This window comes from Pseudoalteromonas prydzensis, from assembly GCF_011050055.1.
In the GTDB taxonomy this organism is placed as follows: domain Bacteria; phylum Pseudomonadota; class Gammaproteobacteria; order Enterobacterales; family Alteromonadaceae; genus Pseudoalteromonas; species Pseudoalteromonas prydzensis_A.
In genome coordinates this window covers 1-25240 of sequence record NZ_DRGM01000156.1, presented here as the reverse complement: position 1 = coordinate 25240, position 25240 = coordinate 1, and the positions used below count along the sequence as shown (strand labels likewise).

Below are 25240 nucleotides of genomic sequence, written 5' to 3'. Positions count from 1 at the left end.
AGAGCGGTTATCCAGTATTAGCTGGTTTATGCGGTTGTTAAATGAAGATATTGCCCGCAGAGCCAATAAAGAAGATAACTGCACAGGCCGATTCTGGGAAGGTCGCTTTAAATCACAAGCTCTACTAGATGAAGCAGCACTTGCAGCCTGTATGGCCTATGTTGATTTAAATCCAATAAGAGCAAAAATAGCCAACACGCCAGAAGAATCAATCCATACCAGTGTGCAAAAACGAATTGAAAGTGCAACCACAGGTAAGCAACCTAAAAAGCTATTACGTTTTGCAGGGATGCCACGCCAAAGAATGCCAAAAGGACTCCCGTTTGAGCTTAAATCGTATCTTGAACTTGTTGAATTAACGGGCCGTGTAATGCGAGAAGATAAGCGAGGATACATTGAAAACACATCCCTTTCTTTATTAGAGCGAGTCAATATTAGCCCAGAGAACTGGTTAAAACTCACAACGCAATTTACCCGCGTGTTCCATGGCGCTGTTGGAAGACCTTCGTCACATGAAAGCTATTGTGATAATTTAGGAAGGAAACGAAGAGCGAATATGAGTAATTGTGAAAAGTTACTTGCATGAGAATCAAACTACTCAGTAAAAATTTAAAACTGCACCATGCAGTTATTGTCATGCATGTAATTTAGGTTTAATAGTGACAATGACCCATTTTATGGATGAGGTGAAAGTAACCAAGTAGCAAAAGATATATTTTAGCCTAAAAGAGTAAATTTAGTGACACAGTTTTGCTTGTTCAATTAGAGTGGCTGTCTGCGTTAGTTTGCGTTGTCTGCGTTAGTTTGCGTTAGTTGTCTTTTATTTCGTAGAACCAGAGGTTGCCACCACTTTTTACAACAAGGTCAATACTACCATTAGTGCATTGTATCTCTGTGCCTACATTTTCAACGCCATGCTCTTCTGCCAATTTTTTATAAAGCTTTAGTTGAATATCATTATGCCTTAACCTTATGCTAAGTTCTTTTTCTGCAATCGTTCCGCTAGTATTAGATAGCTTCTTGGTACAACCTGGAGTGAAATTAAAATAACTTGCCTCTTTAGACTTATTTTCTGATGTCGTTTGATTTTCAGTATATAAATATAGTGGCAATAAGCGATCAAGCGTTTCTAAAATAAGTTGATAACTGATCTTTGTAAGATCCTGCTTCCCACCCAAGAATATGAACAAGCCTTCACGCACATTTTCTTGAGAAATTGGTGAAGGCATGTAATCAAAGCTTCTCTTATCTTCAAAGTGCCACATCCTAAGATCTGAGAAATTATCCCCAAATTCGGACATATATTCATTGAATAAAGATATTTTTGGTATCAAGACATCAATCGTAGGGAGTGATTGGCTGCATTCTAGTGAAAAAGCTACACCATATCGAAGTTCAGAACCTTCAATTCCAATATTGAATTGTAGTTCCTTTCTTCCTCCATAATGCCAGCCCCACTCTTCAAAAACAGTTCTATGGTCAAAAAGTTTATTTGAGGGCAACCTCTTTAATTTTTGGATTCTCTTTCTTATTTTTTGAAGCTCACCAACATCGAAGTTGTGAGCTTCAGCATTTATTCTATTAGCAATTTCTTGGAGTGATTGCATATTAGACTCCATTTACGCTTAACAGCTTATTGAACACCATTTTGGTGGTTTATAACACCCCAAACGGCGTTTATTATATACTCTGATAATTCCACCAATAATTACTTTTGTAAACAAGTAATTAAAATAGCACGAATTCACCGTTTGTTATTTTTACCAAAACGGTGGTTAATGTATTAATGAAGAAAATTGGGAGTTTACCCATTTAAACAGGACTAAGTTTAACTTTTACCAGCGAGTGGTTATCGCTCAATAGCAGCCTGCCAGCCAACTCTAATTATTGGTTAAAAGTGTTAGCACAGAATATTTGTTACTTCAGCTTATGCAACTTAACAGGCTTAAGCCAAACTAACTAGGTTGATTTTTTGTGCTTTGGTTTTTACCTTTTACCTTTTACCTAATCCCTCTTTATTTAACTTCATTACTCAAAGGGAGTTGATGCGCGATTTCATGGGCGTTTTGTAATGTAGTTTGCGCAATTTCACTCAATGCTTCTTTGGTAAAAAAGCCTTGGTGGCCGGTGACCAGTACGTTTGGAAAACTCACCAAACGCGAAAACACATCGTCTTGCATTATTTCATCGCGGTGATCTTTAAAAAATAACTCCGATTCTTGCTCGTAAACATCCAGCCCTAGATAACCCAATTTTTTAGTTTTAAGTGCACCAATACAGGCTTTGCTATCAACTAATGCGCCGCGGGAAGTGTTTATAAGCATCACTCCTTGCTTCATTTTGGCAAAAGCGTGTTCGTTGATCATATGATGAGTTTGCTCGGTTAACGGGCAGTGCAAAGAGATCACATCGCTTTGACTTAATAAAGTGTCTAGATCACAAATTGTATAATTGCCTGGTACTGCATAAGGATCGCAAACTAATACCTTGGCACCAAAGCCATTGAGTATATTTACTAAAGCCAAGCCAATTTTGCCGCAGCCAATGATACCAATGGTTTTTTTGAATAAGTTAAAACCTAGCAAGCCATTTAAATCAAAGTTATCTTCACGCACACGGTTATAAGCTTTATGGGTTTTCCGGTTGAGGGTAAGCATTAATGCCACACAGTGTTCGGCAACCGCCTCTGGGCTGTAGGCTGGGACGCGGCATACTTTTATACCGTGCGCTGTTGCGGCCGTTAGATCGACGTTATTAAAACCCGCGCAGCGGAGCAGAATAGATTTTACGCCAAATGCGGCGATCTGTTTTATTACTGCTTCATTCACAACATCATTTACAAATACACAAACGGCATCAAAACCTTGACACAATAGTGCGCTTTGTTCATTGAGGGCTTGTTCAAAATGGTTGAGGGTAATGCCTGTGTGGTTAGTTAAACAGGCATCAAAAGACGCCTGATCATACTTTTGCGAACTGAAAAGCGCTATTGTTATTTGCGTCATTAAGGGTACTCTCTATCACCATTTTTAAGGTTTCGGGTTTAGTGCGCGGTGCATAGCGCACTGATAACTGTCCCTCAGAGTTTATTAGAAACTTAGTAAAATTCCATTTTATAGCACGGTTTTGTGCAATTCCTCGGGTGTGGGCTTTTAAGTAATTAAACAGTGGGTGGGCTTCTGGGCCGTTCACCATTACTTTACTAAACACTGGAAAGCTAACATTAAACTGCTGCTGGTAAAAGTCTTTAATATCAGCATTAGCAATTGGCTCATTGTAATCAAACTGATTGCACGGGAAAGCCAATACTATAAATCCGTGCGCTTTATATTGCTGATACAGCTTTTCGAGCGCAGCTAATTGCACCGAAAAGTTACATTTACTGGCGGTATTGACGATTAAAATCGTTTTACCTTTTAACTGCTCAAGAGAAAAATCCTCACCGTTATAAAGAGGGGCGCTGAATTGATAGATGCTATCCATAATGTACCTGCTGTGTACCGTCCATGAAGAAATTTAATGAAGACTTTTTCATTCGCTTTTTTACTGTTCGGTTGAGATAATCAAAGTATCTTTTTAAGTTACCACTGAAATAGGTCAATTTTATGTCAATGAATGTTTCGTTTATCGGTTTAGGTGTTATGGGTTATCCAATGGCGGGTCACTTAGCGAATGCAGGTCACGCTGTTACCGTTTACAACCGTACTACAGCAAAAGCTCAGCAATGGGCACAGCAATACACGGGCGAAGTGGCACTTACACCGGCGCTTGCTGCAAAAGGGGCTGATATCGTATTTATGTGTGTAGGTAACGATGACGACTTACGTTCAGTGGTTTATGGCGCTGACGGGGTGATTGCAGGCATGCAAGCGGGCACTATTTTAGTTGATCACACCACAACCTCAGCCGACGTTGCGCGCGAAGTATCCGCTAATGCGGCACTAAAGGATATTGCGTTTATTGATGCGCCAGTATCGGGTGGCCAAGCTGGCGCTGAAAATGGTGTATTAACCGTCATGGCCGGTGGCGACGCAGCCGTGTTTGCAAAAGTACAACCTGTAATGGCGGCATTTAGCCGTTTTAGCCAGTTACTTGGCGAAGTTGGCTCTGGGCAGTTGTGTAAAATGGTTAATCAAATTTGTATCGCTGGCGTTGTGCAAGGCTTGGCCGAGGGCTTACATTTTGCCAAACAAGCAGGCCTTGATGGCGAAAAAGTCATTGAGACGATTGCAAAAGGGGCGGCTGGTTCATGGCAAATGGAAAACCGTTACAAAACCATGTGGGCAGGTGAGTATGAGTTTGGTTTTGCGGTTGATTGGATGCGTAAAGATTTAGGTATTGCCCTTGATGAAGCGAGAAACAACGGCGCCACACTCCCTATGACCGCAACGGTTGACCAATACTACGCTGACGTACAAGCCCTTGGCGGCGGCCGCTTTGACACATCAAGCTTATTGGCACGCATCGAAGCGTTACATAAAAAATAGATAATCAGAACCTCGGATAATAAATCTATCACCAGCAAGTAATTAGCGGGTAGATATGGCTTGTTATCCCTGAAATCTCCGGTTACGTAATCACTGACCCAAACATTGTTTGGGTTTTTTATAAAAATTAATTTTTCTTAAGGTTTATTTAAGTTTTGCTCGTTAGATTTTACCCATAGTCTAAAAAGAGCGAACACTATGCAATCACTTCAAGTTACTAACTTGCCTGTTACAAACACACATGATTATGTGTGTGCAAATGCAAACATGCCATTTCGTGTGCAATTAGAGCAAGTCGTTAAAGCGAGTTTTGCCAGAGCTTACGGCGCCAATATTAAGCAGTTTATGCCGGTATTATGCCAATTAAGTATTGCCGCTGATTCTTGCACGCTGGGACTTAGAGCTGCTACTCAATCACTTTTTATCGAGCAATACTTACCAGAGCCGATTGAATACTTTGTTGATGTACCAAGGGAAGATATTTACGAGCTTGGTAATTTATGTTCAACAAACCGCAAAGCGACCCTCGCTCATTTTGTACTAATGAATGAAGCACTCTATCAAATTGGCGCAAAACGTTTGGTATTTTGTGCCACTGCAAAAGTGAGAGCATTATTAAAAATGCTCGGTGTTAATTGCACCGAAATTGCATTAGCTAATAGTCAGGCTCTTGATAACCCCGCCGATTGGGGTACTTATTACGAAAATAAACCAACACTGTGTGTGGTTGATTTAGCGGCTGCTCATCAGTGCGTAATAAACACACCTCATTTGTTTAATATTAAACAGCACTATCATCAAGCGAGTTACCAATTAGCATCGCAATTGGAGGCATAATGGGGTTTTTATCGCAACTACCACACGCCGCGCTTGATACTGTGATTGTTGATCATCATGACCAACAAATGCAGCCGATCAGTAAACAGACGCTGATGCAAGCAGTGGCTGAGTTAATTATCGACTTTAAAGCGCTTGATATGTCAGCCGTGGCGTTTGTAATGGACAATACGCCTGCTTGGTTAATTGTTGACTTTGCATTGATTGAGTTACAACAAGTAAGCATTCCGCTGCCGACCTTTTTTAGCCCACAACAGCTAACTAATAGCGTGAATAAAAGCAGCGTTTCGCATTTTATCAGCGACACCCCCTGTGAACTTGACGGGTTAGAATGTATTGCGACCTTGAGCGTGTTAACCCGCTACCCGCTTTATATCTATAAAGTAAGCGCGTCGAGCCCTACACCATTTTTTACAGATACCCAAAAAGTGACGTTTACTTCAGGCTCTACCGGTGAGCCAAAGGGAGTGTGTTTATCGTTACAAAGCCAATTACAAGTGGCGACCTCATTGCATAAAAAAATAGCGATAAAACAGCCAAAACATCTGTGTTTATTACCTTTGCCAGTATTACTTGAAAACATTGCAGGGGTTTTTGCACCGTTATTAGCCGCAGGTGAAGTGCATGTTATGACACTGCCAGAATTAGGCTTCTCTGGGGCAAAATTAAATGATGCCAGTCAACTGATCAATGCCATTGATCGTGTGCAACCGAATACGCTTATTTTGGTGCCAGAATTATTGACCTGTTTAGTGTGGTTTGCCAAGCAGGGATGGACAGTACCAAAGAGCCTGCAATTTATTGCCGTTGGTGGCGCGGTGGTCAGCAGTGAATTGATCACTGTGGCGCGTAGTTTAGGGTTACCAGTTTATCAAGGTTATGGCTTATCTGAAGCTTCATCAGTGGTGAGCTTAAACACGCCAAATGATGATGACATAGAGTGTGCAGGGCGGGTGTTAAATCACTTGCAAAGCAAACAGGTAGACGGCCAGCTATTTATTAAAGGACCCTTATTTTTAGGCTATTTAGGTCAACAGCCCCATGATCAAACGAGTTGGTATGCAACCGGTGATTTGGTTGATCAACAAGACGGTCGGTTAACTATTAAGGGGCGTTTAAAAAACCAAATTATTACTAGTTTTGGGCGCAATATCAGCGCTGAGTGGCCTGAATCTTTGCTACTTAGTAACAGTGAAGTACAACAAGCCGTTGTCTTTGGTGAAGGTAAAGCGCATTTAGTGGCACTTATTTATGCATCAGTAAAGATGACTGATGAGGTATTAGCCGAGCATTGTCGAGGTATTAACGCACAATTACCTGAGTATGCCCAAATTAAGACATTTCATCGCTTAGCTGAACCACTTACTGCAGAGCGGGGATTATTAACCAGTAATAACCGCCCTAAACGCCAAGCAATAGCAAACTATTATCATGCACAACTAACAGCACTGTACAGTGAGGCAATATTATGAGCAATTTTTTCGAGACACTAAAATCACAAACCCAAGCAGAGCGCGAGTACTTGCTGGCTGCACCGATCATTGCTCGAGTATTTAAGGGGCAAGTAAGCACAACTGAGTATGCTTCATTTTTAGTACAAGCCTATCATCACGTTAAACATACGGTGCCATTAATGATGGCCGTGGGCGCGAAATTATCGACTGAACAAGAGTGGATCCGCGAGGCTGTTGCACAATATATAGAGGAAGAAATAGGTCATCAAGAGTGGGTGCTCAATGATATTGCAGCCTGTGGTTTTGATAAACAACAAGTACGTCAAAGTGCCCCTAAATTTGCCACCGAGTTAATGGTTGCTTATGCCTACGATACTATTAATCGTGGCAATCCACTGGCATTTTTTGGCATGGTGCATGTACTCGAAGGTACTTCAATTGCGTTAGCCGATAATGCGGCAAGTAATATAGCCAATATGACCGGATTACCTAAAAAGGCATTTAGCTATTTAACATCTCATGGCGCTTTGGATATTGAGCATGTGAAGTTTTTTGAAGAGCTGATGAATAAAATAGAGTCTCCTGCAGATCAACAAGCGATTGTGCATGCCGCTAAATGTTTTTATAAGTTATATGGCAATATTTTTCGTGAATTAGATACAGATCCACAGTTTGCAAGCAGCGACTTGGAGCAAACTGCATGAACCGTCCACTTTGCGTGTTAACAGGTGCGACAGGCGGAATTGGTCAAGCCGTGGCATTAAAGTTGATTCAGCATGGTTGGCGTTTACTGTTAGTTGCTCGTCAACAAGCACAACTAGAGGCATTACAGGTTAAGTGTGGCCAAGACTGTGAGATATTTATTGGTGATTTAACATCAGCTCAGACTCGCCAAAAATTACTTGAACATGCTAAATCACTTGGCGGTGCAACAATGCTTATCAATAGCGCTGGCATTAATGTGATGCAAGGTTTTAGTGAAATGACGGAGCAGCAAATAGATGACTTACTGATAGTTAATCTGTCGGTGCCAATTAAGTTATGCCAACTATTTTTACCACAAATTTTAGCCAAAAAAGGCTCAATTGTTAATGTGGGATCATCGTTTGGCAGTATTGGTTATCCTTATCAAACCTTATATTGCGCAAGTAAATTTGGTTTACGAGGAATGACCGAAGCGCTGGCCCGCGAACTCAGTCACTGTGATGTAAAAATATTATATTTAGCACCTAGAGCAACTGATACAAATATCAATTCAGTGCAAGTACGCGCGATGAATAAAGCTTTAGGCAATACAATGGATCCACCTGATAAAGTGGCAGATGCGCTTATTTCATTATTGAAATCTGGAAATTCACGCAGTTACATTGGCTTTCCAGAGCGCTTATTTGTCAAATTAAATGGTGCTTTTCCATCCTTAGTAGATAACGCAATTGCAAAACAACTCCCTAAAATTAAAAGTTTTTTTGCAGATAAAATTGATAAAGGTGAATGACTATGACTAAACTATTTTATACTAGTTGCTTGTTAACTGGGATATTTTTAACCAGTGCAGCGCATGCCGATCTTGCTAGCGAATTAACTCAGGTACAAACAAGTTGGGCAACTGTGAATTATGAGTTAGTTGATAAAGCACAGCTCAATGCATTTGAAAAGTTATCAGAGCAGGCCGCTGGGTTTGCAAAGACCTATGCTGATCAGGCACAAAGCCATATTTGGTATGGTATTGTGCTATCAAGTTATGCTGGGGCAAAAGGCGGCTTAGGTGCGTTAGGATTAGCAAAAGATGCTAAAGCACAGTTAGAGCAAGCCATAGAAATTGACGGCAATGCGTTATCAGGCTCTGCTTACACCAGTTTAGCGACTCTTTACAGCAAAGTACCGGGTTGGCCAATTGGGTTTGGTGATGATGACAAAGCGAATGCATTATTCAACCAAGCGCTTGCTATAAATCCAAACGGTATCGATAGTAATTATCTATACGCGGCATTTTTGTATGACGAAAGACAGTACAAAAAGGCAAAAACACATTTACTTGTTGCTCAACAGGCATCAGCACGCCCTGATAGGCCAAAAGCGGATTTATACCGTCAGCAGGAGATCACCCAGTTGTTGGCAAAAGTAGATAAGAAACTTAAGAGATAATATGCATTTACTACTGGTTGAAGATGATAAGTTAGTGGCTGAAGGATTATGTCGTTCACTTCGTCAACAAGGTTACAGTGTCGAGCACTGTGCAAGTATAAAATCAGCTATACAATGGCTGGAAAATGACGAGATCGAACTACTTGTGCTTGATTTAGGGCTACCTGATGGCGATGGCATTGATGTATTAAAACACGTCAAAAAGCATCGCCCTAACTTACCTGTGGTGATCTTAACGGCACGCGGTAGTATTGACGACAAAGTTCAAGGGCTAGATTTAGGTGCTGATGATTATTTAGCTAAGCCATTTGATCCTGCTGAATTATTTGCTCGTTTAAGAGTCGCGAGTCGGCGCGTAACTCATGCGCAATCAAGTACTATTAGTGTAGCAAATGTAGAAATGGATACCTCAGCCTTTACAGTCACACTTGATCAGCAACCGGTAAACCTGCCGCGTAAAGAGTTTATGTTGCTAAAAGCGCTTTTTGAAAACCAAGGGCGCGTATTGTCTAAACAACAATTAGAAAGCAAACTATATGAATGGGGCGAAGAAGTCGGGTCAAATACTATTGAGGTACATATTCACCATTTGCGTAAAAAACTCCCGAAAGATTTAATTAAAACCTTACGTGGCATAGGTTATGTGGTAGGCAAACGTTAGTGTCAATTAAAAGTAGACTCACGCTGATTATTCTATCGACGGTGATCCTGACTTGCTTTTTGGCATTCAGCAAAGGTTACCGTGAAAGTATGATCCAGGCGCAGCTGCTACTAGATAATGAATTGCAAACCATTGCTCATGTACTGATCGAGCAACCTATACACACTGATGCACCGATGCTGCGCAGTGATCTCAAACAATTACTGTTTCAAATTTGGCAAGATAACAACTTACTCAGCGCGTCTAAATCATTAGCTGAACTGGCGCAAAAACCAAGACTGAATGGATTTAGTGTTGAAAACTTAGCCGGGCAGCGGATGCGCGTATTCAGATTAACCATGCAGACAAAACAAGTGCTGGTGGCTGAACCGCTGAGTAAACGCTATGCCCTTAGCGAGACCATGATTTTGTCAGCAATGACACCTTTGCTTTGGAGTGTGCCACTGCTTGCGGTGTTGATCAGTTTATTTGTCAAACAAGGGCTGAAGCCATTAACACGCCTTTCAACATTATTAAAAACGCGACAAGCCAATGACTTTACTGCCATTAATTGGCAAGTGAGTGAATACGAAATCAAACCGGTGATCTCACGGTTAAATGATCTATTTAAACGTGTAGAAAGTGCCTACCTGAGAGAGCGCTTTTTTGCCTCCGATGCTGCCCATGAATTACGCACCCCGTTGAGTAGCTTAAAAATAAATGTTCATAATCTACGCGCACAAGGTGACGGTTGCTTGGAGCTTGATGCAATGGCACAAGGTATCGATAAACTAAGTAATATTGTTGAACAAATGCTGATTTTGGGACGCACCTATCCAGAGCAATGGCAGGCACAATTTAGCCCAATGTCAGTGCTTGAGATCAGCCAACAAGTGGTTGCACAGCTGTACGAACGACTTGATGCAAAACAACATATGATCAGTATTGAAGGCGATGATTATGTTATTAATGGTGATCAATTTACCTTGGCAACCCTATTTAGTAACTTATTAAGTAACGCCATAAAGTACACGCCCAGTGGTGGCAACATAGTGATCCGCTTAAACAATCAACAAGGTGCGTATGGTTGGCAGATTGATGACTCAGGCCCTGGCATTGATGATGCCCATAAAGCACGAATTTTTAACCGTTTTTACCGTGTTGGAGGTGATAAACACCCCTCTCCAGAGCAAGGTGCCGGATTAGGTATGGCGATAGTTGAACATATAATAACAATTTATGGTGCAAGTATTTCTTTAGCCGACAGTGAATTAGGCGGCTTACAAGTACGAGTTGAATTTATGCAAGGGGCAGAGAGTGAATAACTGGTTAGGGTTTATTAGCCTGCTGCTATTTAGCGTATTACCGTTTTCGTGTTTTGCTAAAGAATATAAATTAATTTTAAAAGAGCACCTTTTTTATCCTGCGGAGATCATCGTTCCGGCCAATACTAAACTAAAACTTTTAATTGAAAATCAAGATAGTACCCCAGAAGAGTTTGACAGCTTTGATTTAAATCGAGAAAAAGTGCTGTATCCTAATCGTAGTAGTGTGATTTATATCGGGCCACTAAGTCCCGGGCGTTATGAGTTTTTTGGCGAGTTTTCACCTAACACAGCCCGTGGTGCAGTATTAGTAGAAGGAAAGACTGATGCTGATAACTAGTTTATTGATGAGTATCAATCAGCTGTTACCGGTCGTAATTTTACTCGTGCTGTTACAATCATTGTTAAAGCTAAACCAGCGCGTGCTGATAGTGACCGCTTTTGTTGGGCTGCTTTGTAGTATGATTTATGTACAAAGTGCCTCTTGGTTGAGCCAGTTATTTGATCATCGCGGCCTTGAGTTTAGTCAAATGCTATTGTGTGTCATTGTGTATGTTGCATCACTAATAAGTTGTAAACAGCAGCGTTTATTCGCATTGCTTGCAATAGTTGCGGTTATGGCGCTGTATTTGAGTCACTATTTTATTTATCTGGTTGGTTTTTGGCATAACACCGACACAGCAAAACCTTTGCTGATAGGGACATCTTTGGGAATAGGGATCTGTGGGAGTTTTGGTGTGTTGCTATTGTTTTTACTGCACAGTGTTAGAGCACGATTTGGTGTGTATCCGCTGATGTTATTTTTGGCTTTTAATGCCTCGGCAAAATTACTGATAGTATTAGATCTGGCCAGCCAAATTGACTTGATCAATATTACCTCCAACTACTTTGATTGGCGTGCAGTGCTAGTCGAAAACTCAGAGTTAGGCCGTGTACTCAAGGCCTTAGTTGGCTATGAAGCAACGCCAAGCAAAACTGCATTATGGCTATATCTAGTTGCGGTTTTAGTCTTTATTGGCACCAGCATAGTATTTACTCGGCAATTTTCTCAAAAGGAGCGGTCATGAGATTTATTCTCGCGTGGTGCTTAACTTCGCTTTTGTTCATGGCATCGTTTAATGTGCGAGCCGATGGAATAGTCGTAGATAAAGTTTACCACCCTTACGTGTTACCCTTTGAGCGGGAATTTGAATGGCGTTTGATCTCCCATCAAACCGATAAGGGCAATATTTTAGCCCAACGAGTTGGCTTAGGTGGCTCGTTTAACGACACCATGAGCTTGGAAGGTTACGCAGTTGGAGAGCGCGATGATGACGGTAATTTTGGCTTCTCAGCCTACGAATTAGAACTACGTTGGCAGTTGGTGGAGCAAGGACGGCTGTGGGCTGACTGGGGCGCCTTATTTGAACTTGAAATGCAAGAAGGCAAAGATAGTTATGAAGCCACAACTGGCTTTTTATGGGAAAAAGAATTTGGCCGGACTAGCCTCACCATGAATGCATTTTTAGTCTACGAGTGGGGCGGTGATATTAAAAACGAATGGGAAACTGAGTTTCGCGCACAGTATCGCTATCGTTTTCGCTCTGAGTTTCAGCCTGCATTAGAGCTATACGCCGGAGAAGACTTCTTTGGTATTGGCCCTGGTTTTATTGGCCTGCATCGATTTTCAGCGAAGCGACAACTAAAGTGGGAAGCAGGGTTTGTGACCGAGCTGAGTCAACAAGGTAAAGATCACAGTTTTCGTCTTGCCCTAGAGTTTGAATTTTAAAGCAAAAAGCCGCGAATAACGCTACTCGCGGCTTTAAATCTCGTGGCTTGTTCTGCTAACTAGCGCTCTTGATAAGTAACGGGCAAACTACATACTTTGCGCGTAGTTATACAGCGCTTTTAGAATAGTCAGGTTCTTTTCATTATCGTCATGTTCATGGGCGAGATTTTCTAGCGTTACCATAAAATCTTGTGCGCTGATTGATGGTTGATCTTCACCATGCATTAATTTGTTTTGGCAATATTGACGCCACTGATCAAGTTCATCTTGATTAAGCGATTGCGGCCAGTTACGGGCACGGTATTTAAATAATAAGTTATCAAACTTTTTATCTTCAAAATCAAGTTTCATACCCGCTAATTGCTCAGGGCTGGCATCACGGATAATGGCAAACTTTGCTTTATCTGCATGACTGGTGAAACCGTCGTATAACATGTAATCGGTATTAGTGGTTTTACCGTAATCGGGCTTATCGTTAAATACTTCAGTGACTTTATCGCGAAGACTTGGGTTGGCTTTTAAAATCGCCAGATTTTTTAAACACTGCTCGCGGTCAATGCCTAAACGGGCGGCATTTTCAGGTAATAAGGTTTTAGCAGGCGCTAAAATAGGGCACTTGTTTAAATGCACGAGCTTTAACCCGACAGGTAGTTCATCATCAGCCAGCTCACTGCGTTTGGTATAAAGGCGGGTACGTAATTCTTCTACCGATAAATCCAGTAATACCTGTGGATCTTCGGTTAAGTTAAAACACACTACTGCATTTTTATTCGTCGGATGAAAGCTCATTGGCGCAATCCAACTGGTGCAGCCTTGGGTTGCAGGAATACGTGATGAAGTATGCACCAGCGGGGTCATATTAAATACATCAACTAACTCGGCTAGCGCTTTTTTACCGCGCAAACTAAAAAAGAAGTTATACAGTTTAGGTTGTTTTTCTTTGATTAGTTTAGCGAGGGCAATGGTTGCAGTTACATCGCTTAGCGCATCATGTGCCGCAGCGTGTTCAATGCCGTTAGCAACGGTTAAATGCTCCAATTTAAAGCTTGGGCTACCATCTTCTTTTAACGGCCATTCAATGCCTTCAGGGCGCAGTGCATAACAAGCACGTACTAAATCTATAATATCCCAGCGGCTGTTATTGTTTTTGTATTCGCGCTCGTAGGGGTCATAAAAGTTACGATAAAAGCTGTACCGGCTTACTTCGTCATCAAAGCGAATGCTGTTATAACCGGCCACGCAGGTATTTGGCACGCTAAACTCAGCATGAATTTTGGCAATAAACTCAGCCTCAACTAAACCTTTTTGCATCGCCACTTGCGGAGTAATACCGGTGATCAAACACGCCTCAGGGTGCGGTAAATAATCAGCCACAGGTTTGCAATATTCAATCAGCGGCTCACCAATAATGTTTAAATCAAGGTCGGTACGAATCCCCGCGAACTGGCTCGGCTTATCCTTTTGTGGACTCGCCCCCCAGGTCTCATAATCGTGCCAGTATATCGTAGGTTGGTTTTCGTAATATGTTGGTTCGCTCATTCTGTCTCTTAGCCCTTTATTTATGCGGGTTTTTACTGCGCTTTCATTTGTTCTTGTATTTTCGAGTATGTTGCAATCTGCGCATTGTGTGTATAGTATCGTGTATAAATTTTTTGCTAACTGTGTAAAAAAATTAAATGGCGATCAGCGACACCAAATTAAGAAAGCTGCTAGATAAAAATCAAACACCTTGCGTATTATCGCACAGAGATAGTTTAAGTGTAAGGGTATCAGCTAAAGGCACAATCACATGGCAATACCGTTGTCGTGTTGATGGCAAGCAGGTCATTATTTCGCTTGGCCGTTATCCTGGTTTAACCATTAAACGAGCACAAGACTACATACCTCATTTTCAAAACTGGCTCAGCCAAGGAAAAGACCCACGCATAGAGTTAAAACTTATGCGTAACGAAGCCAAAGGTTTACCTACAATGGCAAAGGTTGCAGGCGATTGGGCTGAAAAAAAAGTACCGGACCTAAAAGAAAAAACACAAATACTTTATACACATCAAGTCAGCAAATGGGTTTTGCCATTTTTAAATGATGAAGCCAAACCACTTGACCTAATGACTATTAAAGATTGGATAAAATACTTTGATGACGTAAAAGCGCAGGGTAGTGCAAAAACTGCAGGCACAATATTAGTACGCATAAAATCCATAATCGGCTGGGCTGAAAAGCGCGGTGATGTAAAACCATTTAACCCAGTACTAACACTAAAAGTAAATGATGTAGGAGAACAATCATCGGTAGGCCAGCGAGTCATGCGCTTTGACGAAATCGCAAAGCTATGGATACAAATTGAGAGATCAAAAGCGACCCCAGCAACCAAAGCTTGTTTGCAATTAATATATATAACAGGGGCACGGCAATCAGAGGTTCGCTTAGCAAAGTGGGAGCATTTTGATTTTGAAAATAACACATGGGTTGTGCCGCCTGAAAACTCAAAAACTAATAAAGCAGTGCGTAGGCCAATATCAACCAAAATGAAAACCATTTTAGACAACCTTGCTATGGTATATGGCCGCAGCGGGTATTTAATACCAGGTAGCAAACCAAACAAGCCAATGACTACCCACAGCGTTAACAAGTATTGCTGCAGAATGTGGGGTCACCTATTTGAAAAATACAAAATGCCTAAGTTCTTACCGCATGATGCCCGCCGATCAATATCAACACTACTGAGCGAAAACGGTGTTGCACCGCATGTAACCGAAAAAATGCTAGGCCACACAATGCGTGGAGTAATGGCCGTATACAACAAACACGATTGGATAAAAGAGCAGGCTGAAGGGTATGAGCTTTATTGTTCTTTAATAGAAAAATACATAATAAAAGAACTGGTTAATAAATATTAGTCAAATTAAATGAAGTTACTTGAAAATAAAGCCATGAGGTGTTCTATGAATATGCTAGATATTATAGCCAAATACAAGAAAGAAGATGATATAAAAAAAGAAAGTAACTTTTATTCTTCATGCGACATGTTAGTTTTTTTATCGATTGAGGGGTTTAATAGAACATTAAATTTAAGCTCTTATATGTCTTTGTGTGACGATATATTGCATGAGTTGAAATCATTTAAAAGTATCAATCGTGAAGTTAAAAAGATCTACTTTTTTCAATCTGATATATGTAACTCTGATATGACAAGAGAAATTGTACCCGCTATGTCGATGTTAGAGTATATGTACCTCTTCCATAAAGATAAACTTGCACTACACAATGAATTTTTAGGGTATCACTACACATATTTTATTATCGAATACAAGGAGAAGACCAATGAAGGTCGATTAGTTCATTTGCTAGAACAGAGTCTTCTAAAGGTATACGAAAGTTTTAAGGTAAAAAACATGTATCTTAATTCGGTACTTGATAAAGGTGCTACAGACTACCATGGACATTACCAAGGAATATTTGACTCATATGGCCTAGAGGGGAAAAAGGCAGCTAAGCCTGAAATAATTGAGGTCCCTAATGTTATTGAAAAACCAAAAAAATCAAGTTCGGTGAATGAGTTCATAGCATATGTAGATAAGTCATTGAAGAGTATACATGTGGGCCAATTGCCATTTCATCCAGTAAAGTTTTTAATGCAGGACACTAGAGAATACAAATACTTAAGAGAGGAGTTTGTTATATTAGCACGTTATATTAAAGATATAAGAAAGAGCTATGATGGGCAAATTGAGTTAGGTGAAGAAAAAGAAAGGTGGGACGCTAAGATAGATTCAGAGCTAATAGAGATTACACAAGCAATACCAAAATATGAATACGAAACAAGAAAAGCTCTGGCCTTCACAATACACCAATACCGAGGCCTTTCACTAGACTTAAGAACGAAACATCAACAAGGTGTGGATAGTTTTTCCAAAGTAATAGTTTCTTCAATTAATGCTAAACATGACAAAGAATACTCCGAACCTAGAGTACTACTAATAGGTGCTTTATTTGAATTTTTCAATAATGACGAACTTATACTTGCTAAATCAATACAGTACGTAAAAGAAAATACAATATTAGGAATATTCTCGTCAATATATATTATTGTTGATTCAAAAAGATGTATTAAAATACACTAATAAATATTATAGAGCATATAAAATTTATTCATGATGCTTTACATTTCATCTGTAACCTTTGTATATCTTTTTTGTCATTTTGAATATGCATTTTTCTATGGCAGTTAGGGCAAAGAGCTACTGTATTGGCTATGGTATCTTCACCACCTTTAGCAAGCCAAATGATATGATGAGTTTCTAGATATGGTTCACCGGCTTTATTTTTAAAAGGGGCGGGTTGATCACATAGCATGCAATAACCTTTCGCCAATCTTTTTGCATGCTCAGCAACCCAAGGGTTACGTTCGTGTTGCTGGATAATCGCCTTTCTACTACCTACATTCTTTCTGGCGTTTTTTGCTCTACGCTTAATTTCTTCGTCATTCAGCCTTTTTGCTTTTTTTGTTTTGGTTTCAAATACTCTATTTAAATGGTTTTTATCAATGGGAGAGAGCTCACCATTTTTAAGCTTGAGTGGAAACACACATACTTCGCGAGATAACCCGTTTTGATCTGGCTGTTTTTCAAAGTATGGTTCCGCAGCTAATGCGACGGCTCCAATATAAACGTATTCAAGCTCAACAAACACCTGGAATATGCTGCACTTGTATTTGTGACTCATTGGATTGAGCTAGTGTTTTGTTCTGTGCGAAGTCTAAGCTCTGATCACCAGTAGTCCCCATGCCTGTATAATGTAATACATCGTTATCCCACCGATCATCGTATATTGACTTAACATGGTTAGAAACAAGAACCAGAGTATTTGTTTCATGCGAGCGGCGCATACCGCCTTGTGGTGAGCATAAAAATTTTGCCCACAACTCTGCATTATTTAGTACATCACCTAGTTGAGGTAGTTTAATCAGTTGGGTCATAACAGTCTGAAATTTATTAAATATATATTTATTAGAAGCTTATCACGCATTGTATGTTTAGCAACCAGAATAAAAATTTTAATAGTGGGAAACTTAAATAATTACACTATATTTAATTTGTGCATAAAATTTTACTGTTTAACTACGGATGAAGTTACTAAAAGGATTTTTATGAATATAAAGCTACTTCTATTACTCGGTTGCTCCTTTATAATTGGTTGTGTTGAGCAGCAAGCTGAGCCTTATTTAAGTGTTACTCCATTTAATTTCATACACGGCCCGGATAAATCCGTTGTTATTTCTTTCGGTGAAAGCCCACAAAACTACTATTCTATTGCAATCAAAAAGTTAGATGTTAAAGAGGGTACTGAACTCTATTCAGAATCAAAGAGTAATATGAACTTTGCCGTTTTTGGAGATATAAATGAAGAGACATTAATGAGTTCAGAAAATCTACCAACTTATGCCAGAGTAAAAGTGATTAGCGTTGATGCACGAGCTCAAAAAGCTGTATTTGAAGTTGAGGCTACTCTATTAAATTTAGATACTGGTGAGTTGAAAAAGTTAGATAGGGTGGAAGTTATTGTCAGAGGTGATGATTTCTTGTTGCTTATATAATTAAAATCACCCAAGTAAACTTGTTGTTCTATGCATTCTGATTGGCAACAAATAGATTTATGATATCGAATCACAACATCCTAAAAATTGTATTGAACACAAATATATAACTCAATAATGAAATTGTATCTTTGGGTAGTACCTGCTAGATTTGTAAACTCTTGATGTTTTTAGCAGACGAATAATAATAATAAATAAGGAAGTTATATAATGCGGTTACTTAAACTAAAAATAGATAAAATTATAATTCACCAAGTTTATCAGAGAGATGCTGAGGGTCGCAGAGTCAAACCAATGCAAATCCGTGAGTATACAAGATTTGATCCAGAAGCGATGGAAACATTCAAGCAACGTATCTTTGAAGCTTTGGGTGAAAGTTCGAAAGCAGTTGAAATGGAAATAGTTAAGCAAGAAGAGAACGACGTTTCTTTTTTAGTTAACCGCTCCATTGATGAAGATGATGCTACGTTTGCTGTTTCATCATATGATTTTGCAGTAAAACTAAGTGATTCTCAATTAAGCAAGGGAATACCAGGAGGTATTGTTGTTGTTTTTACAGGAACTCATGGGCGTTCTGCTAATAGATTTTTAGGTATTATCAAAGCAGAAACACATAGTGCATATGAAGCTAAAAAAGATAAGTTTACTGGAGAGATATCACTAGAGTTTGTTAAACAAGTTTTATTAACGCCAAGCTCTAAGCTTTATAAAACGGCCGCTTTTTTTGAAAAAACTGATTTTGATGGAAAATCTAAGGACTTGAATGATAAATGGCTTGTGATGGTGTCAGATACACAAATTAGTAAAGCTGATGGTAAAGCCGCAGCAAAGTATTTTTATGATAGTTTTCTCGGTTTTGGTTATCCTCAAACAAGTGCTAGAACTACCCAACAATTCTATGAAAAAACAAAAAAATTCATAAAAGGATTAGAAATAGAAGAATTCAAGAAAAATGATTACTTTAATGCATTAAATACTTACTTAAAAGTTGATACCTCATCAACAATCAGCACAGCAGATTTTGCATCTAAATATTTTGATCAAGACACTCAGGAAGAATTTTCTGAGTATATGGATGATGCAGGTATTCCTACAGCATCCTTTACTAAAGATATAGAATTCATATCGAGTAGTTTAAAGTTTAGAAAAGTCAGTTTTAGTAAAAATATAAAAATATCTGCGCCGTCAGACTCCTTTAAACATTTAATTAGTATGTCTACTATAGATGGGGATATTGGAAAGTCTGGCGTTCCAGAAGAATGGACTCAAGTCATAATTAAGGACAAAATAGTGAAGCAAGAATGACAGAGGAAGAGTTCCAACAGCACTGGGATAGGGATAAACTAGCTTATGATACTTGGGGCGAGTTTATTGTTTCAGAAATCTGCAAAGAACTAATTAAAGCGGAAAAGTCTATTGATGTATTTTTAAAAATACCGCCAAAGCATAGACTCAAAGGTGATCAGTCGTTAATAGATAAAGCTTTTTATCGACCGGACAAATCTTACACTGACCCATATAACGAGATCGAGGATAAAGTTGGTGCTCGTTTTGTAGTTTTATTGATTGAAGATATTAAACTCATTATTGATATTGTAAAACGTTCTGAGTTTTGGACATTCGACGCATGTAAACATTTTGATGAAGATAAAGAAAGGGAGCCGCTGTTATTTACTTATCAATCAGTACATTTTATTCTTCGGCCAAAAAATGCATTAAATGTCGAAGGTTGTAGTATCACAACGGAAATTCCTTGTGAAGTACAGATTAGAACTTTACTTCAACATGCGCATGCTGAGTTAACTCATGATGCTATCTATAAAGCGAAAAGAGCCATAAAGCCTAGTGTGCACCGCACAGTTGCTAAAAGCATGGCTCTTATTGAAACAACAGATGGCTTTTTCAATGAAGTATCCTTACAATTAAATCATGGGCCTGTTGAAGAGCTTGGTATCGTATCTAAGTTAGATGCTCTATATTTTTCTAGTACAAGAATAAAACCTAATACCCAGAAATCTATTTTAACTATTTTAGATGAATTTGAAGACTTAGTTAATGATAATCTGATTCATTCAATTGAATCTTATATCAAGAAAACCCCTGAAATAGCCGAAATAATCCAGGAAAAGTATTCTGAAAGTGCTTTATATAAACAAAGTACCGTACTTTTTTTATATTGGATGTTAAAAAGGAAAAAGAAAAAGCTTTTATCAGGGTGGCCTTTTGATAGAAGTTTGCTTGAACCATTAGCAAATGATATTGGTGTTGGTATTATGGATGATTACTAGAAGTCGTTTGTACTTCCCCATTATACTTAAAGCTATAAACCATTTATAAGAATTATTCGCTTATATAGAAAAGCAGCCCGCATTAGCGGGCTTTTAAATATCTAAACTGTTGGGCTATGGCCCAGTAAATTCACTTGATTTCATAACAACCTCAAAAATATTAACTCACAAACATATAACGTGCGGCAGCAAGACCAAGGCCAACGGCAGAGAATACAATACCAATACCCCAAATCAGCATTTTAACTTGCAACTGGGGGACCATTACTTTGATATCAGTTAAGTCTTTCTTCATATCTTTAATATCAGCTTTAACAGCAGTCATATCACTTTTAGAATCACTGCGAGTTGTTGATAATTCTGTTTTAAATTCATTCCGAAATGATGTCATATCGGCTTTAAACTCATTACGGGACGCAGTTATCTCAGCCTTAAATTCTTCGCGTAATAATGCCATTTCAGTTTTAAAGTCACTACGCTGGCCTTTTAAATCGTCCTTAATCTCACTAATGTCGCGTTTGATATATTCAACGTCTGATTCAAGCTTTGCAATTCTTGTTTCCATATCGCCACCACCGCCGTTGCCGCCGTGTTTAACATCTGTGCGTTCATTATCGCTGGTAATAAATAAATCAACAACCTTATCTTGAGTATGTTTTGCCATAGCGGTTACTTCTTCTTTTTATCGTGCATTATTTCAGCTAGTTTTTTTGCATTTATAAATTGCTGGCTACCGCAGTTTTCACACATCACCACGTATGACATAAACACACCTTTATCTTTACCACCAATTGCAGACGGGTTAAAAACACTTACCTCATGGTCAACTGTGATCAACGCGGTTTCATCACCCAAAATAAGAAGCTCGCCCGTACCGCATAAACTGCATGGGTTAACACCAATATGCTCGTTAAAATATTCAACCACTTCATCGCGTTTTATATGTGTATAGAGTTCAAAATCATTCATTGCATTATCCTTAATTTATTAAAGCGATTTACCAGTAAATATGACTTTGCCAACCAATGTGCAGTTGCCGTTTATTGGGATGAGTTGCTCTGGCCAGTTGGGGTTGGCGGCTTTTAAGAATTTGTGGCCACCTTCAATAATAAGCTGTTTAAATGTGGCTTGGTTGTCGTCGTCTAGGCGGGCTACTACGTATGAGCCGTGGATGCATTCGGCTTCAGGGTCTACAAAAATCAAATCACCTTCATGGAATTTAGGTTCCATGCTCACACCTTGCACCTTTAAAACAAAGGTTAGGTCACTGCAATTAACAGGGCACATATAACGCTCTGCATCATACGCTTTAATTTCGCTTATTTCTGACCAAGCACCGGCTTGCACCCAGCTGATAAGCGGGGCTGTGGCTTTAATTGATGGGCCTGTTGATACATTACTGTTGATATCTTTGCTGTCACCAATGCCAAACCGCAAATATTCAGGTGTACACTTTAATGCTCTAGCAAGCGCTTCAATATTTCGTGGGTTTTTGGTTTCCCCGCTTTCTAATTTTTGTATTGAATTTTGCGCGACACCAACTTGTTCGGCTAATTGATACTGAGTTAAAGATAGAGCTTTCCTCTGCTCTCTGACGCGATTTGCAATGTCCATATTATCTCCAAAAGTTATTCGATTAAAACGCTTTAATTATCTGTTCGGAAGATTATCACAACTTTAAGTGGTTTTGGTCAAATCGCTATTATTGGTTTTATTTTTAAAAATACAACCTAAAGTGGTTTACAAGCTAATGTAATGGATCGTATTATAGAAAAAAGTGGTTAGCAGCTAGTGGAGATTAAAATGTCAGCCATAGATAAAGCAGTAAAAATAATTGGTGGGCAAACCAAGCTCGCTACAGTACTAGGTACTAAGCAATCCGTTGTGCATCACTGGGTTAGCCGCCACGGACAAGCTCCAGCGAAGTACATTCCACGTATTTCAGAACTAACTAACGGTGAGGTATCGGTAAACGATTTACTGGCCGATCATCAAAAAAGCAACAAGGAAGATGCAGCATGAGCACTGAACAACAAATCATCTTATTAGATATTCACCCAGACGCAAAAGCCGTGTTGTTTGCGCTACTGCAAGAAAACAATCAACTACGTGCTGAGCTTGAAGAGCAAAAAGACCGCCTAGTAAGCAAAGTAGAAGCGATGGAAGTTTTAGGCTGTGCCCACGCCAAGTTTTGGAAACTCAGTAAGTTTGACGGCTTCCCAAAACCAGTGCAATTCGGCAAAAGCAATTACTACCGCATTAACGAGCTAATAGCGTTTAGAACAAAGCACCAACAGCAAGTAAATAACTAGGAGCAAGTGATGAGTGAAGAATTAACTTTTGATGAAAAACAAGAATGAGCAAAGCAAAAACAAAAACTTTTAAACGCAAAAATTGATGCGTTTATAAGCGACTCAGAAGATGATTTGATTTTACTTGTCAGTCTTTTAAGGCGTTTGGAGATGAAGCGCGACAAAGAGGTTAACGGCCATAGTAATGCTCAATTCGTTGCCCTTTGTCGCGAGTGTATAAAACGGGTAGGGATAGCTACTTAATTATTATTTTCATTGGATTTAAAGGGGATGCAGTCTTTATTTTTGCCAGTGTAGTTTCAGTTAAGTAATAGATATTTTCTTCTGGAGAAAATAAGTAATCACTATGGACTAAGTACGCTAATACACCTTCAAGGCATTCATTGCTTACACCGAAATTTTTCGCTGTTGGGTGAATGCCTATAGGAAATATATCAGCAAGTGATTTTAGTATTTTTTCAGCAAGGTCGTTAACTTGCTTTTTATTGGATTCAGAGATTTTTATGTCCATAGATTTTTCCTCTTTGTTTTGGTTGGTTGTTTTTCGCACTTATAACTTATCAGAACAAAGAGGACTTTTATATAAATAGAGTGAGGTGAATAAGTTATGGCACATACAACAGCTAACAAGATTGAAGTAATAAACGATAAAGCACTATTAAAAGCGGTAGAAGGGCGCCAAATACCAAAAGGCCTAGCTGAAATAAAAGCATTGATGGGCACCGACCGTCATACCCCTGAATATGTTTATAACCGTGTGCTAACCAACAATGAACGAACAATTATTTGCTTTACTGCGGGTATTCAGCCAATGCAGCAAAAAGATAATTTTCGTGATTACAGCGGTGAAGTTCGCATAAAAATTCACAAAGCTATTTTGCAGTTGCAAGCACTGGTTAAAGCATTTACCGATGCCAACGCCATGGCACCGGCTAAGTTTGTGCAAAACGCCCCGCGTGAACATGCCAGCACCGACTATTCACACTTAACCGTTAGTTCGCACTAAGGATTGATCATGAGCTCAAGAAATCGTGGCACGATAAGTAATAAAGATGATTATTATGTAACACCTCATTGGTTGATTAGTGAATTTTTAGATGCTGTAAATCCTGCAAGCCCACATGCTAAAACGCCACTAGATTTGGGTAACGACATACTCGACCCAAGTGCCGGCGGTTGTGAAAAGTACGAAATGAGCTACCCAGCTGTATTAAATACGCATGGTTATTTTAATGTTGAAAGTTGGGATATTCGTACAGATAGCCGCGCCAGTAAAAAAGGGCACGACTTTTTAAGTTGTGAAGGCCAAGAGCAATACGACACTGTGATCACTAATCCTCCGTTTAGTATCTCTCAAGAGTTTTTAAATAACGCGCTTACGTATGTTAAACCACACGGTTTAGTGATCATGCTGCAACGCCTTAATTGGCTGGGCACACAAAAGCGTTTTGAAATGTGGCAAACCATGCCGCTGCACTCTGTGTTTGTTCACCACAAGCGCCCGGGCTTTAACCCTGAATGCCCATGGAAAACTGATTCAATTGAATACGCCCACTTTGTATTTTGCAAAACGGCAAAAGAAAACCTCACACCAAACCTGTTTGTAATTTAACCCCCAAGGACTACTGAAAATGAACACTATCAAAGACCAAGATCTATCTAAAAATCAGCAATTACTACGCAATATCGTTTTACATGCTGTAGACCAAGCTAATTTTACGATTCGTAATTTAGCCAAACGTCCAACAGTTGTCATGCTTATGGAATGCGAAAACTGCCTCACTGACTTTATGCCTGTGATTAAGTTAATTGCAGACGAGCATATTGAATTCGCGCCAGTGTACGACCAAATGGCGATGGCATTAGATGCCGCCCAAGTTCACGGCGAACCTGAGTTAATCGACTTAGACGGCGGTGCAGCATGAATAATGTAATGGTGCATTTAACCCGTTTAGATAATCGCTCAAGCGCAATGGTCGTTGAAATTGCGGCGGTATTTTTTGACCCAAAAACAGGTGTAATTGGCGCTGAGTTTCACGAGGTTATATCGCCAGAAAAGCAGGATAGGTTAGGCACTGCGACAGCGGCGTTTAACTCACAGTGGGGGCATTACTTACGAACCAATTATCCTGATGATGAAGGCTTAGGCACTGATATTGATTTTGCATTAGGTTCGTTTGCTGAATGGCTGTGCCAAATTGAGCCTATGAGCGCTCGTATTATTTGGAGCACAGGCAATGATTTTAGTGACGCAGGAATATTGCATCAATTGCTTTTAGATTACATTGGCAATAGTGATCACATTACTGGCCGATATTGGTATTCAAGTTCAACAATGGAGCTAAGCACTATATCAAAAGTGGTTTTTAGCAATCTTGATGAACTTACTTT

General features: G+C 39.5%; 32 protein-coding genes and 1 pseudogene. 23 read left to right on the top strand and 10 right to left on the bottom strand.

The annotated features are described in order from the left end of the window. A pseudogene (locus ENH88_RS15010) lies at window positions 1-586 on the top strand (transposase); the annotation flags it as partial. A 223-nt stretch (window positions 587-809) separates the two neighbouring features. Here ENH88_RS15010 and ENH88_RS15005 read toward each other — a convergent pair. From ENH88_RS15005 to ENH88_RS14995, 3 genes are all read right to left on the bottom strand, one after another. After that, window positions 810-1607, bottom strand: a complete 798-nt coding sequence (locus tag ENH88_RS15005) for a hypothetical protein (protein ID WP_304183387.1) — start codon at window positions 1605-1607, stop codon at window positions 810-812. 408 nt (window positions 1608-2015) lie between these two features. Then, entirely contained in the window at window positions 2016-2996 is a 981-nt protein-coding gene (locus ENH88_RS15000) for a 2-hydroxyacid dehydrogenase (protein ID WP_304183391.1), read from the bottom strand. Beyond that, window positions 2962-3483 carry a glutathione peroxidase gene (locus ENH88_RS14995; RefSeq protein WP_304183386.1) on the bottom strand — a complete coding sequence of 174 codons (522 nt, stop codon included), beginning with the start codon at window positions 3481-3483 and terminating at the stop codon, window positions 2962-2964. Before ENH88_RS14995 ends, ENH88_RS15000 begins: the two co-directional genes overlap by 35 nt. A 122-nt stretch (window positions 3484-3605) precedes the next feature. Between ENH88_RS14995 and ENH88_RS14990 the strand changes: the two genes are divergently transcribed. The 11 genes from ENH88_RS14990 to ENH88_RS14940 all read left to right on the top strand — a co-directional run bounded on the left by ENH88_RS14990 (window position 3606) and on the right by ENH88_RS14940 (window position 12656). After that, window positions 3606-4487, top strand: a complete 882-nt coding sequence (locus ENH88_RS14990) for an NAD(P)-dependent oxidoreductase (RefSeq protein WP_304183384.1) — start codon at window positions 3606-3608, stop codon at window positions 4485-4487. A 198-nt stretch (window positions 4488-4685) separates the two neighbouring features. Then, the gene (locus ENH88_RS14985; RefSeq protein ID WP_304183382.1) at window positions 4686-5324 is read left to right on the top strand and encodes a thermostable hemolysin; all 639 of its coding nucleotides are present in this window, start codon (window positions 4686-4688) and stop codon (window positions 5322-5324) included. Further along, window positions 5324-6796, top strand: coding sequence for an AMP-binding protein (locus ENH88_RS14980; protein ID WP_304183380.1), 1473 nt, complete (start codon window positions 5324-5326; stop codon window positions 6794-6796). The genes ENH88_RS14985 and ENH88_RS14980 overlap by 1 nt, the downstream gene beginning before the upstream one ends. After that, window positions 6793-7482: a TenA family transcriptional regulator gene (locus ENH88_RS14975; protein WP_304183379.1), complete on the top strand. Its 690-nt coding sequence runs from the start codon at window positions 6793-6795 to the stop codon at window positions 7480-7482. Before ENH88_RS14980 ends, ENH88_RS14975 begins: the two co-directional genes overlap by 4 nt. Beyond that, the gene (locus ENH88_RS14970) at window positions 7479-8273 is read left to right on the top strand and encodes an SDR family oxidoreductase (RefSeq protein WP_304183378.1); all 795 of its coding nucleotides are present in this window, start codon (window positions 7479-7481) and stop codon (window positions 8271-8273) included. The genes ENH88_RS14975 and ENH88_RS14970 overlap by 4 nt, the downstream gene beginning before the upstream one ends. 2 nt (window positions 8274-8275) lie before the next feature. Beyond that, window positions 8276-8923: a hypothetical protein gene (locus ENH88_RS14965; protein ID WP_304183376.1), complete on the top strand. Its 648-nt coding sequence runs from the start codon at window positions 8276-8278 to the stop codon at window positions 8921-8923. A 1-nt stretch (window position 8924) separates the two neighbouring features. After that, on the top strand, window positions 8925-9584 hold the full coding sequence (locus ENH88_RS14960) for a response regulator transcription factor (RefSeq protein ID WP_304183375.1): 660 nt from the start codon (window positions 8925-8927) through the stop codon (window positions 9582-9584). Further along, window positions 9584-10888 (top strand): ATP-binding protein, encoded by a 1305-nt coding sequence (locus ENH88_RS14955; protein WP_304183374.1) that lies wholly within the window; start codon window positions 9584-9586, stop codon window positions 10886-10888. The genes ENH88_RS14960 and ENH88_RS14955 overlap by 1 nt, the downstream gene beginning before the upstream one ends. 13 nt (window positions 10889-10901) lie before the next feature. Beyond that, entirely contained in the window at window positions 10902-11228 is a 327-nt protein-coding gene (locus ENH88_RS14950) for a cupredoxin domain-containing protein (RefSeq protein WP_304183390.1), read from the top strand. Then, window positions 11215-11955 carry an iron transporter gene (locus ENH88_RS14945; protein ID WP_304183372.1) on the top strand — a complete coding sequence of 247 codons (741 nt, stop codon included), beginning with the start codon at window positions 11215-11217 and terminating at the stop codon, window positions 11953-11955. The genes ENH88_RS14950 and ENH88_RS14945 overlap by 14 nt, the downstream gene beginning before the upstream one ends. 38 nt (window positions 11956-11993) lie before the next feature. Next, entirely contained in the window at window positions 11994-12656 is a 663-nt protein-coding gene (locus tag ENH88_RS14940; protein ID WP_304183388.1) for a hypothetical protein, read from the top strand. 87 nt (window positions 12657-12743) lie between these two features. Here the strand turns inward: ENH88_RS14940 and sbcB are convergent, their stop codons facing one another. Continuing rightward, entirely contained in the window at window positions 12744-14195 is a 1452-nt protein-coding gene (sbcB, locus tag ENH88_RS14935; protein WP_304183371.1) for an exodeoxyribonuclease I, read from the bottom strand. Window positions 14196-14332: 137 nt separating this feature from the next. Between sbcB and ENH88_RS14930 the strand changes: the two genes are divergently transcribed. Next, a complete protein-coding gene (locus ENH88_RS14930; protein WP_304183369.1) occupies window positions 14333-15553 on the top strand; it encodes a tyrosine-type recombinase/integrase in 1221 nt (406 codons plus the stop codon). A 45-nt stretch (window positions 15554-15598) separates the two neighbouring features. Then, window positions 15599-16777 carry a hypothetical protein gene (locus tag ENH88_RS14925; RefSeq protein WP_304183368.1) on the top strand — a complete coding sequence of 393 codons (1179 nt, stop codon included), beginning with the start codon at window positions 15599-15601 and terminating at the stop codon, window positions 16775-16777. A gap of 28 nt (window positions 16778-16805) precedes the next feature. Here the strand turns inward: ENH88_RS14925 and ENH88_RS14920 are convergent, their stop codons facing one another. Together ENH88_RS14920 and ENH88_RS14915 are read right to left on the bottom strand one after the other, a co-directional pair. Continuing rightward, on the bottom strand, window positions 16806-17345 hold the full coding sequence (locus ENH88_RS14920) for an HNH endonuclease (RefSeq protein ID WP_304183364.1): 540 nt from the start codon (window positions 17343-17345) through the stop codon (window positions 16806-16808). Beyond that, window positions 17335-17631, bottom strand: a complete 297-nt coding sequence (locus ENH88_RS14915; RefSeq protein ID WP_304183362.1) for a hypothetical protein — start codon at window positions 17629-17631, stop codon at window positions 17335-17337. Before ENH88_RS14915 ends, ENH88_RS14920 begins: the two co-directional genes overlap by 11 nt. A gap of 171 nt (window positions 17632-17802) precedes the next feature. On the opposite strand from ENH88_RS14915, the gene ENH88_RS14910 reads away from it, so the two are divergent. The 3 genes from ENH88_RS14910 to ENH88_RS14900 all read left to right on the top strand — a co-directional run bounded on the left by ENH88_RS14910 (window position 17803) and on the right by ENH88_RS14900 (window position 20537). Further along, window positions 17803-18249 carry a hypothetical protein gene (locus ENH88_RS14910; RefSeq protein ID WP_304183360.1) on the top strand — a complete coding sequence of 149 codons (447 nt, stop codon included), beginning with the start codon at window positions 17803-17805 and terminating at the stop codon, window positions 18247-18249. A gap of 210 nt (window positions 18250-18459) precedes the next feature. Then, complete coding sequence (locus ENH88_RS14905; protein ID WP_304183358.1) at window positions 18460-19554, top strand: nucleoid-associated protein; 1095 nt, start codon at window positions 18460-18462, stop codon at window positions 19552-19554. Further along, window positions 19551-20537 (top strand): GTP pyrophosphokinase, encoded by a 987-nt coding sequence (locus ENH88_RS14900; protein ID WP_304183356.1) that lies wholly within the window; start codon window positions 19551-19553, stop codon window positions 20535-20537. The genes ENH88_RS14905 and ENH88_RS14900 overlap by 4 nt, the downstream gene beginning before the upstream one ends. 160 nt (window positions 20538-20697) lie before the next feature. On the opposite strand, the gene ENH88_RS14895 is transcribed toward ENH88_RS14900, so the two are convergent. The 3 genes from ENH88_RS14895 to ENH88_RS14885 are packed head-to-tail and all read right to left on the bottom strand — an operon-like array spanning window position 20698 to window position 22151. Then, window positions 20698-21201, bottom strand: a complete 504-nt coding sequence (locus ENH88_RS14895) for a coiled-coil domain-containing protein (protein ID WP_304183354.1) — start codon at window positions 21199-21201, stop codon at window positions 20698-20700. Window positions 21202-21206: 5 nt separating this feature from the next. Beyond that, on the bottom strand, window positions 21207-21506 hold the full coding sequence (locus tag ENH88_RS14890; RefSeq protein WP_304183349.1) for a hypothetical protein: 300 nt from the start codon (window positions 21504-21506) through the stop codon (window positions 21207-21209). Window positions 21507-21524: 18 nt separating this feature from the next. Then, on the bottom strand, window positions 21525-22151 hold the full coding sequence (locus tag ENH88_RS14885) for a LexA family protein (RefSeq protein WP_304183348.1): 627 nt from the start codon (window positions 22149-22151) through the stop codon (window positions 21525-21527). Between the two features lie 189 nt (window positions 22152-22340). Between ENH88_RS14885 and ENH88_RS14880 the strand changes: the two genes are divergently transcribed. Together ENH88_RS14880 and ENH88_RS14875 are read left to right on the top strand one after the other, a co-directional pair. Further along, on the top strand, window positions 22341-22559 hold the full coding sequence (locus ENH88_RS14880; protein WP_304183347.1) for a YdaS family helix-turn-helix protein: 219 nt from the start codon (window positions 22341-22343) through the stop codon (window positions 22557-22559). After that, window positions 22556-22849: a helix-turn-helix transcriptional regulator gene (locus ENH88_RS14875; protein ID WP_304183346.1), complete on the top strand. Its 294-nt coding sequence runs from the start codon at window positions 22556-22558 to the stop codon at window positions 22847-22849. Before ENH88_RS14880 ends, ENH88_RS14875 begins: the two co-directional genes overlap by 4 nt. A 235-nt stretch (window positions 22850-23084) precedes the next feature. On the opposite strand, the gene ENH88_RS14870 is transcribed toward ENH88_RS14875, so the two are convergent. After that, entirely contained in the window at window positions 23085-23360 is a 276-nt protein-coding gene (locus tag ENH88_RS14870; protein WP_304183344.1) for a hypothetical protein, read from the bottom strand. Window positions 23361-23456: 96 nt separating this feature from the next. Between ENH88_RS14870 and ENH88_RS14865 the strand changes: the two genes are divergently transcribed. From ENH88_RS14865 to ENH88_RS14850, 4 genes are all read left to right on the top strand, one after another. Then, on the top strand, window positions 23457-23855 hold the full coding sequence (locus ENH88_RS14865) for a hypothetical protein (RefSeq protein WP_304183341.1): 399 nt from the start codon (window positions 23457-23459) through the stop codon (window positions 23853-23855). Window positions 23856-23864: 9 nt separating this feature from the next. Then, a complete protein-coding gene (locus tag ENH88_RS14860) occupies window positions 23865-24461 on the top strand; it encodes an SAM-dependent methyltransferase (protein ID WP_304183340.1) in 597 nt (198 codons plus the stop codon). Window positions 24462-24480: 19 nt separating this feature from the next. Further along, window positions 24481-24774: a hypothetical protein gene (locus tag ENH88_RS14855; RefSeq protein WP_304183339.1), complete on the top strand. Its 294-nt coding sequence runs from the start codon at window positions 24481-24483 to the stop codon at window positions 24772-24774. Then, the coding region (locus tag ENH88_RS14850) for a 3'-5' exoribonuclease domain-containing protein (RefSeq protein WP_304183337.1) at window positions 24771-25240 on the top strand (470 nt) is incomplete at its 3' end. The genes ENH88_RS14855 and ENH88_RS14850, both read left to right, overlap by 4 nt.